12 protein-coding genes are annotated in these 17,098 nt (G+C 38.1%); 3 read left to right on the plus strand and 9 right to left on the minus strand.

The features are described from left to right. Nucleotides 1-14 precede the first annotated feature (14 nt). Nucleotides 15-2,867 (minus strand): SusC/RagA family TonB-linked outer membrane protein, encoded by a 2,853-nt coding sequence (locus DEU40_RS08000; RefSeq protein ID WP_181397946.1) that lies wholly within the window; start codon nucleotides 2,865-2,867, stop codon nucleotides 15-17. Between the two features lie 335 nt (nucleotides 2,868-3,202). On the opposite strand from DEU40_RS08000, the gene metG reads away from it, so the two are divergent. Together metG and DEU40_RS08010 are read left to right on the plus strand one after the other, a co-directional pair. Then, nucleotides 3,203-5,239 carry a methionine--tRNA ligase gene (gene metG / locus DEU40_RS08005; RefSeq protein WP_110009361.1) on the plus strand — a complete coding sequence of 679 codons (2,037 nt, stop codon included), beginning with the start codon at nucleotides 3,203-3,205 and terminating at the stop codon, nucleotides 5,237-5,239. Nucleotides 5,240-5,303: 64 nt separating this feature from the next. After that, nucleotides 5,304-5,648: a hypothetical protein gene (locus DEU40_RS08010; RefSeq protein ID WP_110009362.1), complete on the plus strand. Its 345-nt coding sequence runs from the start codon at nucleotides 5,304-5,306 to the stop codon at nucleotides 5,646-5,648. A 291-nt stretch (nucleotides 5,649-5,939) separates the two neighbouring features. Here the strand turns inward: DEU40_RS08010 and DEU40_RS08020 are convergent, their stop codons facing one another. The 7 genes from DEU40_RS08020 to DEU40_RS08050 form a co-directional block, all read right to left on the minus strand. Beyond that, complete coding sequence (locus DEU40_RS08020) at nucleotides 5,940-6,644, minus strand: class I SAM-dependent methyltransferase (protein WP_110009364.1); 705 nt, start codon at nucleotides 6,642-6,644, stop codon at nucleotides 5,940-5,942. Nucleotides 6,645-6,847: 203 nt separating this feature from the next. Continuing rightward, nucleotides 6,848-7,660, minus strand: coding sequence for a siderophore-interacting protein (locus tag DEU40_RS08025; RefSeq protein WP_110009365.1), 813 nt, complete (start codon nucleotides 7,658-7,660; stop codon nucleotides 6,848-6,850). A gap of 104 nt (nucleotides 7,661-7,764) precedes the next feature. After that, nucleotides 7,765-9,975 carry a TonB-dependent receptor gene (locus tag DEU40_RS08030; RefSeq protein WP_110009366.1) on the minus strand — a complete coding sequence of 737 codons (2,211 nt, stop codon included), beginning with the start codon at nucleotides 9,973-9,975 and terminating at the stop codon, nucleotides 7,765-7,767. A gap of 350 nt (nucleotides 9,976-10,325) precedes the next feature. Further along, a complete protein-coding gene (locus DEU40_RS08035) occupies nucleotides 10,326-11,918 on the minus strand; it encodes an MFS transporter (protein ID WP_110009367.1) in 1,593 nt (530 codons plus the stop codon). Nucleotides 11,919-12,020: 102 nt separating this feature from the next. Beyond that, the gene (locus DEU40_RS08040) at nucleotides 12,021-13,124 is read right to left on the minus strand and encodes an HlyD family secretion protein (protein ID WP_110009368.1); all 1,104 of its coding nucleotides are present in this window, start codon (nucleotides 13,122-13,124) and stop codon (nucleotides 12,021-12,023) included. Between the two features lie 22 nt (nucleotides 13,125-13,146). After that, complete coding sequence (locus DEU40_RS08045; RefSeq protein WP_110009369.1) at nucleotides 13,147-14,457, minus strand: TolC family protein; 1,311 nt, start codon at nucleotides 14,455-14,457, stop codon at nucleotides 13,147-13,149. Nucleotides 14,458-14,546: 89 nt separating this feature from the next. Next, the gene (locus DEU40_RS08050; RefSeq protein WP_110009370.1) at nucleotides 14,547-15,392 is read right to left on the minus strand and encodes a helix-turn-helix domain-containing protein; all 846 of its coding nucleotides are present in this window, start codon (nucleotides 15,390-15,392) and stop codon (nucleotides 14,547-14,549) included. A 74-nt stretch (nucleotides 15,393-15,466) separates the two neighbouring features. Here DEU40_RS08050 and DEU40_RS08055 point away from each other — a divergent pair, with 74 nt between their 5' ends. Beyond that, entirely contained in the window at nucleotides 15,467-15,940 is a 474-nt protein-coding gene (locus DEU40_RS08055) for a DUF962 domain-containing protein (RefSeq protein WP_110009371.1), read from the plus strand. On the opposite strand, the gene DEU40_RS08060 is transcribed toward DEU40_RS08055, so the two are convergent. Continuing rightward, on the minus strand, nucleotides 15,937-17,004 hold the full coding sequence (locus DEU40_RS08060; RefSeq protein WP_110009372.1) for a DUF2891 domain-containing protein: 1,068 nt from the start codon (nucleotides 17,002-17,004) through the stop codon (nucleotides 15,937-15,939). The two genes, DEU40_RS08055 and DEU40_RS08060, sit on opposite strands and share 4 nt — an antisense overlap. Nucleotides 17,005-17,098 lie beyond the last annotated feature (94 nt).

The raw sequence follows: 17,098 nt of genomic DNA on the forward strand, positions 1-17,098 counted from the left end.
TCTAATTTTAAATTTTAGAAATTAAAATTGAAACCAAGTGTATATATTCTTGGTCTTGGATAAAAATTGTTATCAATAGCATTAAAATTTTCAGGATCTTGTCCTTTATATTTTGTGATAACAAACGCATTACTTACAGAACCGTATATTCTAACATTCGTGCTACCAAACATATTTTTAACAAGATATCCAATTGTAGCATTGTCTAATCTTAAGAATGAGGCATCTTCCAAAAAGAAATCAGAAAAATAGGTATTGTCTGTCAAATTCATAAACGGTGAATTTGCTGTATAATTCAGAACATTATTCAAAGCAACATCGTTTTGCGGAACCGCGTATGATTTAAAGCCTTGTGCAAGTTTTCTTGAGTTAAATACCTTACCTCCTATCTGTCCTCTGAAATTAGCACTCAAGTCCCAGTTCTTGTAATTCAGGGTAGTACTGAATCCGTAAGTCCAGTTCGGTCTTAAAGCCGTATAATATCTGTCATCGTTATTGATTTTACCATCACCATTTCTATCAACATATACATCTGGTAAAGGATTTCCTGCACTGTCATATACCTGCTGGAATACCCAAGCGGAATAAGGTTGATACCCCTCCACATGATATGCCAGCTGTGTTCCTGTACCTACAGGAAGACCTCCATCCTGCGCAAGAAGAACCGATTCCAGTTTCGTTACCTTTCCTTTATTATAAGATATATTTCCAGAAATACTCCAGCTCAGGTCTTCTCTTTTTATAGGAGTAAACGTTAAGTTGGCTTCAAATCCTCGGTTATTCATTTCTCCTACATTATCAACAAAGCTGTTGGTTAACCCCTGTCCTGGTGGTATAGATCTTCTCGCCAGAAGATTTGTAGTTTTTCTGTCGTATACATCAAAGCTACCGGTTAGCATCCCATTTTTCAGGATTGTGAAATCTAAACCTCCGTTGATTGTTGTGGTTGTTTCCCATGTAAGATTTTCATTAAAAGGAAGTGCACTATAAGTTCCTATTGCAGGAAAGTATTGGGAGTTTGTGCTTCCAATCTGGAACAACGGTCTTGATGGATAGAATCCTACAATACCGGTAATATCCTGTTGTCCTGTTTTCCCCCATCCCAATCTAAGCTTAAGCTCTCTAACTGAAGAAACATCCTTCAGGAAGTTCTCTTCATTCACTTTCCATGCAAAACCTACTGCCGGAAAGTACCCCCATCGGGAATCTTTTTTGAACAGTGAAGATGCATCTGCTCTGAATGTAACAGTAAATAGGTATTTATTTAAAAGATCAATATTAGATCTGGCAATAAATGATTGCAGATTTAATTCATTTAAATATTTATCTTCCGGATTCAGGAATGGTAATACAATCGGAACTCTTAAACCTGTGCTTGGATCCCCGTCATCATATTTATAACGGTCTTTATCTCCTTCATTTCTAAAATTCTGATATGAATATCCACCTTGGATCAGGAAATTAGAGATAAATCCTGAAAGCTTTTTGTTATATACCAAATAAGCATCCATCGTTTTATTGGAAATATTTTGTATTTCGCGATAATCAATACCAGGATTAAAAACGTAAGGTGCCGATCCATCTGTAGGCAATCTGTAAGTTTGTATTGCGTTATTACCAAATATTGTTTTAAGATCCGATTTTGATGATTCCAGTCCTAAATTCAATACAGCCCTAAGATCAGGCAAAAAATGCATTTTATAGTCAAACTCAACATTTCCTAGAAATTTATTAACCCTTTGAGGCGCAGAACGCTGTAATAAAGCTGCTACGGGATTATCCTGTCCAATTTTTTTGTAAGGGTTCTTATTATTATCAATATTCTGATAATACCCTCCGAAATCAACTCCATATGGAAGATTATTGGAATAAATCGGTAAAGTAGGATTAATATTAATAGCACCACCAATGGCTGCACCTGCGTCAATAGCATTTAAGTCGGAAATAATCCCTTTTGCATTAATATCAACTTTTAAATGGTTATCAAAGAAAGTAGGTGTTATTTTTAAAGACCCTGAAAACCTTTCATAATCACTGGTCTTTACAACTCCCTCTGTTCTGTTATATCCCAATGATAATCTGATTGGAAGTTTTTTGAATAAGTTTCCTGAAATACTTAAGTTATTATCACTGGAAACAGATGTTCTATAGATCGCTCTTTGCCAGTCGGTATCATATATTTGTCCCGGAGTTGTAGGATTGTCCGGACTTCCACCTACTCCCAATCTGTAGTTGTACTGAGGATAGTAGGTATTGATGTAGTTGACGAAGTCTGAAGACTTCATTACATCCATATACTTTGTTACTTCACCTACCGATACATTGGTACTTAAATTAATTTTCAGCTTTCCACCTCCTTTTTTAGTAGTAATAATGATGACACCGTTTGAGGCACGGGAACCATAAATTGCGGTAGCTGAAGCATCTTTCAAAATCGAGAAAGATTCAATATCATTCGGGTTTACCAGATTCAAAGGGTTTCCAACACCAGCAGGATTACTGGAATCAAGAGGAACTCCGTCAATTACAATCAATGGATTATTCTGGGCATTCAAGGAAGCTCCACCTCTGATCCTGATGTTTGGTTTTGAATCCGGAGAACCTCCATCGTTAGTAATTCTTACACCGGGAGCTTTACCGTTGATTAGCTGATCTGCAGATACAATAGCTCCTTTATTAAAATCTTTCTCAGAGACAGCAGTAATAGATCCTGTCAGGTCCGATTTCTTTTTAGCCCCATATCCGATTAATACAACCTCGTCAATCTTCTTCTCCTGAGGAAGAGAATCTTTTTTCTGCGCATGTATTACTGTACTGGCCAGTAAAAAAGCGGGCGCGATTTTTAATACTGTTGTAAAATTCTTCACAATCTTATTTTTTTATAGTTTCGTTTTTCAGTCATATTTTGGCCTGAAGCCAGACTTGCAATTTAAAAAAAAATTAGAATTATCATAAATTTAATATAATTTTAGTTAAAATTATGTATATTACGAAACCCATTTTAGTTAGTTTTTTAAGATACAATATTTTACAACGTCTTATGCATTGCATAACATTTGTTTTAATTTAAGAAAATGTTAAACAATTGTTTAACTTAATTTGGTGTTCGGCTCTTAAAATTTGTATTCTGCAGCATAATAACACCACCAATAGCGGTATTCAACAGATATTCCTTATCTTTGCAGTCAAAACTTTACTATAAATGTCAAACAGAAAGATGATTACGGCAGCTTTGCCTTATGCAAACGGACCGGTTCATATAGGACATTTGGCAGGTGTTTATATTCCTGCGGATGTTTACGCAAGATTTCAGAGAAGATTAGGAAAAGATGTAGCGTTTATCTGTGGTTCAGATGAGCACGGGATTCCTATCACTATAAGAGCTAAAAAAGAAGGAGTAACTCCTCAGGATATCGTGGACAAATATCACGAAATCATTAAGAAGTCTTTTTCTGATCTGGGAATTTCATTTGATGAATATTCCAGAACAACATCTAAGAAGCATTATGAAACCAGCCAGGATTTTTTCAAGGTTTTATACGAGAAAGGAAAATTCACGGAAGAAGTTTCTGAGCAGTATTTTGATGAGCAGGCTGGAGAATTCCTTGCTGACCGTTATATTGTAGGAACATGTCCTAATTGTGGTAACGAAAACGCTTACGGAGACCAGTGTGAAAAATGTGGTTCTACCCTTTCTCCTTCTGAGCTGATCAACCCGAAATCAATGCTTAGCGGAAATGTTCCTATCCTTAAAGAAACCAAAAACTGGTATCTGCCATTAAATGAATATGAAGATTTCCTAAACGAATGGATCATTGAAGGCCATAAAGATGACTGGAAGCCTAACGTATACGGACAGGTTAAATCCTGGTTGAATGATGGCCTTAAGCCTCGTGCCATGACCAGAGACCTGAACTGGGGAGTTCCGGTTCCTCTTCCGAATGCAGAAGGAAAAGTATTGTACGTATGGTTTGATGCTCCTATCGGATATATCTCTTTCACCAAAGAATGGGCAGAGAAAAACGGAAAAGACTGGAAAGACTACTGGCAGAGTCCAGAAAGTGACCTTGTACATTTTATCGGAAAGGATAATATTGTATTCCACTGTATTATTTTCCCTTCAATGATGAAGGCTCACGGAGATTATATTATGCCTAAAAATGTTCCTGCTTTTGAATTCCTGAACCTTGAGAACGATAAGATCTCAACATCAAGAAACTGGGCGGTATGGGCTCATGAATATGTGGAAGATTTCCCCGGACAGCAGGATGTTTTAAGATATGCTCTTCTTTCATCTGCTCCGGAAACAAAGGATAATAACTTTACATGGAAGGATTTCCAGACTAAGAATAATTCTGAATTGGTAGGGATCTTCGGAAACTTCATCAACAGAGTTGCTGTTCTTATTCATAAATATTATGACGGTGTTGTTCCACAAGGAGATGCAAACAGCCCTGAACTGCAGGAAATAAGTAAATCTGCAAAAGAAATTTCAGGATTCCTTGAAAATTACGAGTTCAGAAATTCATTAACAGCCTTAATGAACCTTGCCCGTTTTGGAAACCAGTACCTTCAGACGGAAGAACCTTGGAAAACTATTAAAGATAACCCGGAAAAAGCGGCTCAATCTTTATTCGTTGGAGCGCAAATAGCTGTTGCTCTGGCTCAGTTATGTGAACCTTTCATGCCTTTCAGCTCTGAAAAACTATTGAACATGTTCAATGTTGAGAAAAAAGACTGGAGCTCTATTGAAAACCAATCAGTATTAATTGAAACAGGTCACAAAATCAACGAATCTTCCCTTCTTTTCTCAAAAATTGAAGACGATGTCATCGAAGCTCAAATCCAAAAACTGGAAAACACAAAACAAAACAATAAAAAAACAAACCCTAACGCAAACCCTATGAAAGAGGAGATTACGTTTGATGACTTTACTAAAATAGACCTTAGAACAGCAACCATTTTAGAAGCTGAAAAAGTAGAAAAAGCAGATAAATTATTAAAACTTACTGTAGATACAGGTGTAGATGTAAGAACTGTTGTTTCCGGGATTGCAGAAAGTTTCACTCCTGAGGAATTAATCGGGAAGCAGGTAATGATCCTTCTGAACCTTGCCCCTAGAAAGATCAGAGGAATTGAATCTCAGGGAATGCTATTATTAACAACAAAACCAGACGGAAAATTATCTTTCGTAACACCAGACGACAGCAATGTTGAAAACGGTATTGAGATCGGATAATTAAAATCCTTATAATGATCACAGGCTGTTTCTCTGGAAGCAGCCTTTCTTTTATCTACAGCTTATGGTTAACAAAAATGTTTTAAGAAAACTTTCCAATCAGGAATTAGAAGGATATTTAAAAGAAGGCAACCGCTTTGTTCCGGAGGCTGTTCAGGCAGCTTTTGAAATTCTGGAAGAAAGAGGGCGTATTTTCAATGAGCAGGAAAAAACAGCTGTTCAGCAATTAATTCAGCGTAAACAAGAAGCTGAAGAAGCAAAATTTACAGAAGAACGTGAACTTTGGAAAGATCATATCACTGAAGATACAAATGCTGTTAAACTTTTTTCCGAGAGATCTTATTTTACTTGCTGGAGGACTTTTGGGAACTATTCCAGGAGCTTTATTGTTAGGAATGAATTTTATTAAGCTTAAAAAGTATGGAGCAGCAATTCTAACATTTATTTTCGGAATTGTCTTTTTACCTATTCAGAATTTTTTAGTTCCTCTCATATATAAGGAAAGTACACAAGGCTTTTTTACCTATAGAAAAAGTCCAGAATTTTTCATGGCTGCTGTAGGTGCTTTAATTTTACTGGTACTATGGGTTTTGTTTACACCAAAAAAGCTACCTTATAGGGCAGCTTCGTATATCTTACCAGGTATTATTTGTCTGATAATGTTAGCAATTATCATCAATTACCCCGAATGGTTTTCTGGTTATCTCTTAGTAAGCTTCGCTAAATAAGAATCTTCATCTTTCAATACTCTTTCTATTTTGAAACCATTATTTGTGGCAGCATTTTTCAAGGTATTGAAATCAAGATACAGCCAGGTAATCGGTTCTTCAGATTCCCCTTTATAATGAACCACATAATCCAGCTCGCCATAATATCCGCCTGCAGGAATGTATACTCCGCCATCTTTATCACGATCAAACATATACAGGATATCCGTGCTGTCGATCAGGATCTGCCCTTTGTCATTAAGTAAAGTATGCAGTTTCTGAAGATAGGTATCTATTTTTGCCAGGCTTTCAAAAACTCCCGTACCGTTCATTAACAGTAAAATCGTATCAAAAGTCTCTCCTGAAAAGTCAAGCATATTTTCGCAAACTGCCTTTTTAATCCCTCTCAGCTTACAAACCTCAACAGATTTTGGGGAAATATCCAATGCGGTAACCTCAAGATTTCTTTCATTCTGAAGGTATAAAGAATGAGAACCTGCACCCGCTCCGATATCCAGAACTTTTCCGTTGGATAACTGCAGCGCTTTCTGCTCAATATCATTCATTTCTTCAAAATCTCTGAATAAATAATCCACCGGAAGTTCATCCAGCTCAGAAATTGACGTTTCAGTCTGCAGATCCTCCGGATTTTCATTGTGGTAATAATCCCAGATCGCTCTGCCCATTAAATCTTTCATAGTGCAAAGATAATAGTTCAATGTTCAATGTTCAAAGTTTTTGGTTGAATGTTGCGGGTTTGCGAGGTGCGGGTTTCGAGATGCGGGTTTCGAGGTCACGAGTTTTGAGTTACAAGATTCGGTGTTCCTACAATCTTAAACTTTAAAACCTTAAACCTTGAACTCTCAAACCCTCCCACTCTCAAACTCAAAATCCCTGCCTCCTACTCCATCGATTCCTTCTCCTTATGTCTGTCTGCCTGAGATTCGTTTTCTGCTACGCCTGCTTTCCAGTAAGAATAAGCGTACAATTCCTGGGAAGTCCAGTTTTTCTCTTTTCTCAGATAGGTACGGATTTCTTTCACGCTTGAGAATTCACAGGCTACATAACCAAACTTTGTTGATTCCGGAATTTCAATACTTTTTACCGCATGGGTAATTTCACTGCTGATCTGAGGCTGCGCATTGTGCAGCCACTTAAAATCAATCTGTGCTTTAGTTTCAAGCAGCTGTTCGTCTTCTTTTCCATGAACTTCAATAATACAGGTTCCTTTTGCTGTTTCGGGAAGTGTTTCCAGAATAGCGCTGATCACCGGAATGGCCGTAGCATCACCGGCCAGCAGGTACCAATCTGCTGCAGGGTACAGCTCTTTACCTTCCATGCGCATCATCACTCCCAGTTTGGAGCCTACTTCAGCTTCTCTTACCCATCTGGAAGCAGGTCCGCCGTCTCCATGATCTACAAAATCGATGATCAGCTCATTTTTTTCCAGATCAATTCCTCTGTGGGTATAGGTTCTGATGGAAGGAGCCACATCTTTTGGCGGATACACCCACTGATGGTTTTCATCCAGCGTCGGAAAATGAATCTCATTGAGACCAGCCGGAGGAACTGCAATTTTATTATTATCACCCACCACCGTATTTTTGAATACCTGAACTTCCGGCGAGTAGAGATACACTCTGATAAAATGGTCAGTAATGTATTCTTTTCTGGTGACTTCGGCAACGATCTGCCCTGTTGAAATTTTAGCCATAACTGATTTTTTAAATTAAAATCCGGTTTCCGATCAAACTCAGAAACCGGATTTGAAATACAATATGTTTTCAGATCAGGGTATTTTAAATCCCGATCATTTTTTTAAAATTCAAAAGTGTAGGAAAGGTTGAATGTTCTCCCTCTTCCCTTATAATTAAACAGTTCCGGAAGTCCGTAAGTAGCATATAAAACCTGGGAACGCTTGCTCCAGATCGTCTGATAATCGGTATTAAACAGGTTCTGAATTCCTAAGTTGAGTTTTCCCCAGTTGAAACGGTATCCCATCATCAGATCTGAGGTATTGTAGCCCTCAACAACATTATTAAGCTCGTCTTTCTGCTTGAAATTCTGTAACGACTGGAATCTGAATGACCAGTTCTTAATATTATACCCGATATACGTCACCAATTTTGAAGGGGAAGCATTGTAAATCTCCTGCTTCTGCCATTCTCCGTCTTTGTCTACCTCAGATTTGATCAAAAGTCCGCTGGCACCGAAATACACTCCATTGCTTAAAGAATAGGAAACCTCAGCTTCAATTCCCATGTTTCTTAATTTCAAATCATTCACAAGAATCTGGAAGGTCTTTTTATCTACAGTAACCGTTTTATCAGAATTACTTAAAAATCCGGCAATCTGCGCTCTTAAACCTCCTCTGTTGACACGGTATCCTACTTCAAACTGATTGGTTTTGATAGCCTGAAGCGGTTGTTCTTTCACATTGATACTGGATACTACATCCCAGTTTGTTCCTACCAATTTGTACTGTCCTATTCCATAAAATTTGGCAGGATCTGCTAAGCTTGCTCCCTGGGAAAATGTTCCCCAAACCTGATGCTGCTCATTGAATTTATATAATAAACCTGCATTAGCTAAAGTCACATTATAAGAACTTTCACCTCCGGGAATTGCCGATGCTGAACTTCCATAGCCCATTGCAATCTGGGTCTGCTGTTCAGAACCTACAAAATCATCCATTTTTACGTTGATATGCTGATAACGGATTCCGGCATTCAGTTGTAATTTGGGAAGAATATTGTATTTTGCCTGAACATACCCTGCATAACTCTGTGAATGATTAGTCGGATATCTTCCCAAGCTGTACTTTGTTTCATTCACTAAACCACCGCTGGACATTGTTTTGGCAATATCATAAACAGATTGTGTTCCTTCAAATTTTTCAAAATCGAAATCTGCTCCATAGGTAACGTTCAGTCCTCTCCATGATTTTGACAATAAAGCTTTAATCCCGGAATAATAGGTATCTTGCTGAGAAGAAGACATATAAGGTATTTTTCCCGTCTGTAAGGTAACATTTCCCGGGAATGGGTAGAATCCTAACTTTTCACCTCGCGTAGCCAATTGCACATATAAATCCTGTCCGCCTAAAATTCCGTTTGCGTTATAAGCTACAGTTGCCATATAACGTTCTGTACCTACATTTTTATCAGATGAAAACCCATCTCTCATCTCGAGTAATGAAGCATTTTTTGTTGTAAATGCACTCAGATTTTCTCCTAAAAATAAGCTTCTGTCGCCATTAAATTTAGAATTGTAATACTGAACAGAGGCTGTTATTTTATGTTTATTGTTAAACTGATATCCTCCGGTAGCCAGGATATCAATAGACTGATTATACTGAAGGTCAGTCTGGGTAATATCGGTAAAAAGCTGTTTCTGATCTGCTCCATACACTCCACCATTCTGCTGATAAGCTACTCCCAGTCTTCCGAAGAACTTATCTCCTTTAGCCGCAATAGACTGAGCGGCACGGAAATCATGGTCATCTTTTCCCATAAATCCTGTCCGTACACCCAGTTCAGTTTCACCGCTGATTCCTTTTTTGGAAGGTGTTTTTGTAATTATATTGATAATCCCACCGGTAGCGTTACCTCCGTAAATTGAGCTTGCTCCTGAAAGCACTTCGATTCTTTCGATGTTAAAAGGATCAATGGCATCCAGCTGGCGGCTGATCGCACGGATACTGTTCAGAGAAACACCGTCTATCATCACCAAGGCAGAACGTCCTCTCATATTCTGACCATAATTGGTTCTTCCCTGTGGACCAATATCCATGGAAGGAATCAGAATCGACAACATTTCTTTGATAGGAACTCCGCTTTTCGCCTGTTCCTGAATCTTTTCTTTCTGTACTACCCAGACCGTTCCCGGAACTTCAGAGATTTTTGTAGGTTTTCTGGAGGCTACGATTACCACATCTTCAATACCTTTAGAGGCAATAGAATCTTTTACGGTCTGGGAAAGCATTAGTCCCGAAACCAAAAGACCTATGAATGCATACTTCTTTTTCATTCTTTCTACTCAACGTTTTATAATCTTGCAAAGATAATTCTTATTTAGAAAGAATAAAAATAACCAAACATGAAATTTTCCCTTTTTTTATGATAGTAAACCTCTTTTACAGAAAAGTTTTCTAAATCTGGATATATATATACACCATTAAGAAGGATTTAAGGAATAAAGTATAGTTAAGATAAATCATTCTGATTTTTAAGCTTAAGGCGAAGCTCATCTTAATACTCTAAATACCTTACTATAATCTTAATGTTTCAAAAAAGTTTAAAATTTGATATCTTCTTAAAAACGTAAAATCCCAGCCCAACGAAGGACCAGGATTTTACTGGTAAAAACAAGGTTTCTTTTTATACTGCAGGTCCTGCAGCATCTTTTATTTCTTCCAATAATTTTTTTCTTTCGCGAAGTCTTCTTCTCGCTATGACCGATTTACCGCCAAGAACTCTTATAAATCTGAAATATTGGAATCGTTTTGCTCCGAAATGATGAGTCGCAACATACATCAGTACTCCAAATCCGACTAAAATAATATATCCGAATATCTTCTTGGTGGCGATGATAATAGCATTAAGCTGAATGGCTTTCATATTGGCTGCTACATTCTGAGGAGTCACCGTCATTCCGTCCATATAAACGGCAAGATCTCCTATTGCCGTAACCTGAAAACGGTATTGAAACCAGGAATATAAAGTTGAAAAAATTCCTACGGCAAGGAAAGTTCTCCAAACCAATACAAGCCCGATAGCTGCCAGCATTTCATCCATTTCAAGCTTATCCAGCGTATAAAACCATACGGAGATAAACAATGAACACATTCCGTAGCCTTTTAAAAACATAGGCAGATACCAGTTGTCATAACTGAACTCCAGCACCATGGAAAAGTACATAATAATAGCATATCCAACCATGGCGGCAAAACCGGAAAAAATATACATTTTCAATGGCTTTTCTTTTTTAAACCAGAAAATAGCAAGAGCTCCGGCTAAGATAATTCCGGGGATCATCAGTAGACTCAGCCTGGTATTGGTCAATTGATCATATCCCAAAACTCCTACCGCAAACGTATTCTGAATAGAAGCTGTTCCCAGAAACATTCCCAGCCAGAAAAGCATGAACAAACCGTGCTGCACATTATTTTTTGTGAAAATTTTAAACGAAAGGTAGGGGCGTTTTAAAGTCAGCTGACGGATAGAAAGCAGTGCAAAACTGACAAAAGCTGCAATACTTCCATAGATGATGTTCCTGGAGTTGAACCAGTCCTGCTGTCTTCCAAATGAATACACATAAGCCGAAAACATGAATGTTGAAATGAAAAGCAAAATACTCAGCCAGTCAATATAATGCAGCGGTACTTTTAATGCAAAATATTTGTCATGCATAAAAATCCAGTGTATCAATGCTAAAATAAAGCATAAAACAGCTGTAAGCAGGTAGAACTGCTGCCAGTTGTAAAGAAGGGCAAACTCAGCAGCATAATAGGTTGCCACCTGGTTCATGACAAGAACGAAGGTATAGAAAGCTCCGTAAAATACTCCACGATTTCCGATCATAACCATTAATGGCAGAAACAGTTCTATGGTAACCATCATTTTCATAAAGCCAATCATTAAAGAAGTAAAAATAAAAATCATTGGCTGTAAAGTAGTCCCGTTCACATAGCTCAGCAACCCTAAAAGTACTAGGAGCAACACCATCTTGTCCCTTACTTTGAATCTCATTTTAATTCTCAGAACAACAGGCATGCAAGCTCCCATCCCAATGGTAGTAGCGTAATTGGCCCACATAAAATATTCTGTCATGGCGCCGGTACCGCTTACCAGAGAACTGATATTTCCTGTATACACCCCGCCGATGGGCATTACCACAGCAAGCAGTAATACAATCAGCAGCAACTGTACGGGTTTCGGTACCCAATCGCTATATAATCCTTTGTTGTACATGATTTTTTAGGGAATAGATTTCAGATATCAGATGGCAGACTTTCAACATTCAGCGTTAGCTTTCCATACGCATAATACCCGGCATCTGATATCTTTCATCTTTTAGTCTTTATTAATATTCACATTCATATTCATTCCGGCGCTCAGCTTATCCAGATCTTCTTTTTTGTTAGAAGCTGTAAACTCAATTCTTACAGGGATTCTCTGTTGTACTTTGATAAAGTTTCCGGTAGAATTGTCTGTAGGCACGCTTGAGTATCTTGATCCGGTAGCCGCTGAAACGGCAGTCACAATTCCTTCGAATTTTTTCCCTCCTAAAGCATCCGCTGTCATAGAAATTTTTTCTCCTACTTTGATATTCGGCATCTGGCTTTCCAGGAAGTTGGCAGTTACCCACTTCTGACCGTTCAGAACGATTGTTGCCACCTGCTGTCCTGGTTGGATGAGCTGGCCTTCAGAAATAGTTCTTCTTCCCATTACTCCATCATAAGGCGCTGTAATAACAGTATATGAAAGATTGATCTTCGCCATATCCAGAGCAGATTTTGTTCTTTTAATTTCAGCATCATTGATTCCCAACCTGCTTTTTACTTCTGTTGTAGAAAGGTTTGCAGATTGCTTTTGATTGACTAAGGTTTCATAAGCAGCCTTCTGAGCATCATATTCTGTCTTCACCTGATCATATTGTTGTCTCGTAACGGCTTCAGCTGCCAAAAGGTTTTTATATCGGTTTAAATTCTGTTCAGCATTCCACAATCTTGCTTTTGCTCCTGCGATATTGGACTGCATCACGTTGATATTGTTAGAAACCGTGTTCACCGAAGTGCTTGTAGCTGTTTTTTGAGCCATAGCATTCTGATAAGCGGCTTCAGCCTGTCCCAGTTGCGTAAGAATTTCACGGTCGTCAAGGATAACCAAAGTATCACCTTTTTTTACACGCTGATGTTCAATAAACTTAATTTCTTTGATATAGGCAGAAACCCTGGTATTGATAGGATTGATAAATTCTTCTACCTGTGCTGCTTCCGTATAGGTTTTACTTCCGATATGGAAATATTCGCGTATTAACCAGAATAATCCGAAACCGATCACCAGAAAAACGATGATATTGGATATGATGGCTCTGATTTTATTGGTTTTATTTTTCTTTTTCTTATGCTCTGCAGCAGATGTTGTATTTTGAGTAGTTTGTCCCTTGTTTTCCATTGTGTTGATTTTCAGTTTTAAATTAAAGTGTTCCTGTAGATTTCAAAAGGTTGTAATACTGATATAAAACATTGATTTCAGCATTGGCGTAATCAAGCTCTGCCTGTAGTTTCTGGTTCTGTGCATCAATCATTTCCGCCTGCACGGCCAGCTGATTCAGATATTTGGCTTCCGTAATCTTGTAGTTTTCTTCCGCCAGTCTTTTGGAATCATTCAGAATATCTGCCTGCTGAATCGCTTCCTGATATTTGGTATAGGCTGCATTCACTGCCATATCTACATTCTGCTGCACCAGAGTCATGGCATCATTCGCCTGGTTCTTTTGCAGTTCTCCTAATTTTACTTTTTCTTTTGTTTTATAGAGGGTATCGATGTTGTAGCTCAGAGAAACCCCAGTCTGCCAGCCCCCTGAATACATATCCAAAACAGGATTTCTCGTCGTGATCGGTCTTTGCAGCGTATATCCGCCAAATCCGGCCAGCGTAGGTGAATTGTCTGTTTTGATGATTTCAATATTCTTATCTGCTACCGCAATGTTTTTTTGAGCAGATTTCAGCAAAGGATTGCTTTCGTGTGCAAGATCTGTATAATACTCCATGCCAATTCCGGATTCTTTATTCTCCAGACTTTCTGTAGGAACAATCTCCGTGTCAGAAGATAATCCTAAGGCAATATTCAGATTATAATTAAGGATTTTCTTATTATTCGTAAGGGTAAGAATTCCCTGATCCAGGTTTTTGATGGCCAATTCTCCACGAATCACTTCGTTTCGGGTTACCATTCCCTGCTGATAAAACTTCTGGATATTTTTCAGACGTTCCAGAGCCAGTTTTTTGTTATTCTGAAATACTTCTTCCTGATTGATGATTTTATAGACATCCAGATAATTGGAAATCACTAAAAATTTCACATCCTGTTTATTTTTCTCTAAATCCAGTTCCGAAAGCTGTTCGCGAAGCCCAGCCATTTCAATGGATTTATTCACCAATCCTCCTTTGAAGATCAGCTGTGTTGCCTGTACCGCATACGAACTTCCGTAATGTGGCATCGGAACGTTTGTAGAATTTGAAAAATCTTTATCAATGGCTACTGCATCTCCTAAATAGAACTGGCTTGTAGAAGCTGTAATTGTGGGAAGTTTCTGAAGCTTAACCACATTGGTGTTCTGCTTTGCAATATCAATATTCTGTGCGGAGACTTTGAGCTGCTGGTGATTCTGAACAGCGAGTTCCGCCACCTCACCTGCGGTCATCTGTTTGATCTGTTGTGAAAAAAACAGCGCAGGAAAAGCTGCTATCAATACTGATAGTGCTGTTTTTATTTTCTTTGTCATTTTACCTTGTTTTACAGATGCAAAGTTAGGTCAGCAACAAAATCAATCAAATGTTTGATTTTTGGAAAAAGATGTTCAAATGTAAGATTTTAATTTTCGAACTGATGTCTGTACTGTCTAGGGCTTACCTCAAGATGCTTCTTAAAAAAATGAGAAAATGAGTATTGATCGCTGAATCCGAGAATTGAGGAAATCTCCGAAACCGGTTTATTGGAAGAGTTTAAGAGCACTTTCGCTTCATTAATAACAATTAAAGCAATGATCTGACTTGCAGATTTTCCCGTAATGGTCTTTACTACAGAAGAAAGATGTCTGGTTGTAATTGACTGCCGTTCGGCATAGAATTCAACGGTTCTTTCAGTAAGATGATGCTCTGCAAGATCGGTAAGAAAGACAAATACAATTTCTTCCTGTCTGGACATCTGGTTCATAGAGCTGTTATCCTCCTTGGAAATAATTCCTGCCATCTGATAGCAGAAAACAGAAAAAAGGTGCTCTACCATTTCCTTCTTATAAAGCATTTCGGTATCAGAATCCAGGATATATTTCAGGAAATTGACGCTTTTCCAAACGACTTCCATTTCGTCTTCAGGAAAAGGAACTCCTTTATTCATCTGCTGTCTGAAATATCGGTAAGTAATCAGACGATTAAATTTTAATGATAAGGCAGAAATAAATTCTCTTTTATAAGAAACCATCCTCGACTGAAAGTCAGCCGTTACTCCTACCACTTCATAAATAGTTTGGGGATCGGTTACCATAAACATGTTGGCAGAAACCTCCAGATCACTGAAGTGCTGGCGAAGTTTTATAGTTCCTGATTTAATAAATATAAATGCAGGATTTTCGGGACGAAACGGTTTACCTACAGCTATTCGCTCGAAAATATTCCGTTCCGTAAAAATATCGACGCCAAATTTTTCCAGGGCAGACATAAGACAAATGTAAGCAATCTTACCAGTGATTACAAAATTTTATTATTTTAGCAGGAATCCAATTTCCCTTTAGTATGAGAAAGGTTGATCTATTATTTGCAGAATACAGTAAAAGCCATAGAAACCCGACCAACAAGTTCATTCACTGGATTTGTGTACCCTTAATTTTCTGGACGATTCTGGGGTTCGCCTCCCTGATTCCTTCCCCTCATTTCTGCGCTTCCTATTTCGGATGTGCCAGTATCGTAAGCCTTATTGTGATTATTCTGATCACCCTTTTCTATATAAGGCTGTCTTTATTGATCGCTCTCATAATGATCGTGATCATGCTCATGATGGAACATTTCATCTATCTGGCCAATATCAGTTTCGGAAGACAATCATGGATGGTTTACCTTTCTGTCTTTATCATCACATGGATTTTTCAGTTTATCGGGCATAAAATTGAAGGAAAAAAGCCTACATTCCTTAAAGATCTCCAGTTTCTTCTGATAGGACCCATATGGCTTTTAGGCTTTGTTCTTAAAAAGACAGGAATCAGATATTAATCTTCCAGCGCATATACCGCAAAACTGGCCAGCCAGTGATCCCCGCCATAATTTCCCTGAAAAAGTAATGGTAATCCATTATTGAGAAATACATCAGCTGTTTTCTTAAAATCTTTTTTCAGGGGATGATTAGCGGGAAGTGCATTTGAGATTCCTTTCATACACCATGCTTTAGAAAAAGATAGCCCTACAAGATGAACGGTTTGGTAATCGCTCAGATCACTTACTACAGGAATTTTTTCAACATTTTCAAGACTTCTCTTTTCGTAGAAAGCATTCAGCCACTGTACAAATTCTTTTTGAGGAAGCACTCTTCGCATCAGGTCTGCAATTTCAAGACTTGGCGAAAAGAAATCGGATCCGTCCGGTTCCAGATAAGCAGGTGTTTTCAGTTCTTTCAAGAAAAAGTATTTTGCCTTTTCCGTCAACTGGCTTTCAAACTCCTTATCTTTATTGGCTCTGGCCCAATCGATGGCAAAAGACATGGCAAATGCCGTGTTAGGATGAACTCCGGTTCTGTTAGGATATGTTTGCTTTGGAAGATAAGTTTTCCATGATTTCAGGATCTGATCTGTCAGCGGTTTCAGATTTTGGTGCCATATTTTAGCTTTCGGATGATCCCAGGTTGTGAGTTCTTCATCTAGTTTTAAGATCCACGCCCAGCCATAGGTTCTTTCAAAAGTTCCTGTCAGCTGATATTTTGTAAAGTAATCTGCTTCTGTCTGAAGTTTTTCTTTTTGAAATGATTCATCCAGAATTTTTTCAATCTCTTTGGCATTGGAGAGATTGGGTTTCGTTTTCAAAAGTCTGGTCAGCATCCAATGACCGTGAACAGAGCTATGCCAGTCGAAACATCCATAAAAACTAGGGTGAAGATCTTTTGGAGTCAAAGGAACTTCGCCTGCATTATTGATGATATGGGCAGTTTTATTAGGATATTCCTGCTTGATACAGTGAAGAGGCTTGTCGGATAATTTCATTGCCATTTCGTCTGTAAGTTTCGGAGCTTCCTGGGCATACATCAGAAATGGAGAAAACGCTAATGCTAAAAGACTTTTTTTCATGAATTAAAAATAGAAATTATTTACCAGTCTCAGCAATTTTCAGATTGGTTTTACAGCGAATTATTTTTAAATTTTAATCAATCTTACCTTATAA

The sequence above is a fragment of the Chryseobacterium sp. AG844 genome (assembly GCF_003182335.1).
In the GTDB taxonomy this organism is placed as follows: Bacteria; Bacteroidota; Bacteroidia; order Flavobacteriales; family Weeksellaceae; genus Chryseobacterium; species Chryseobacterium cupriresistens.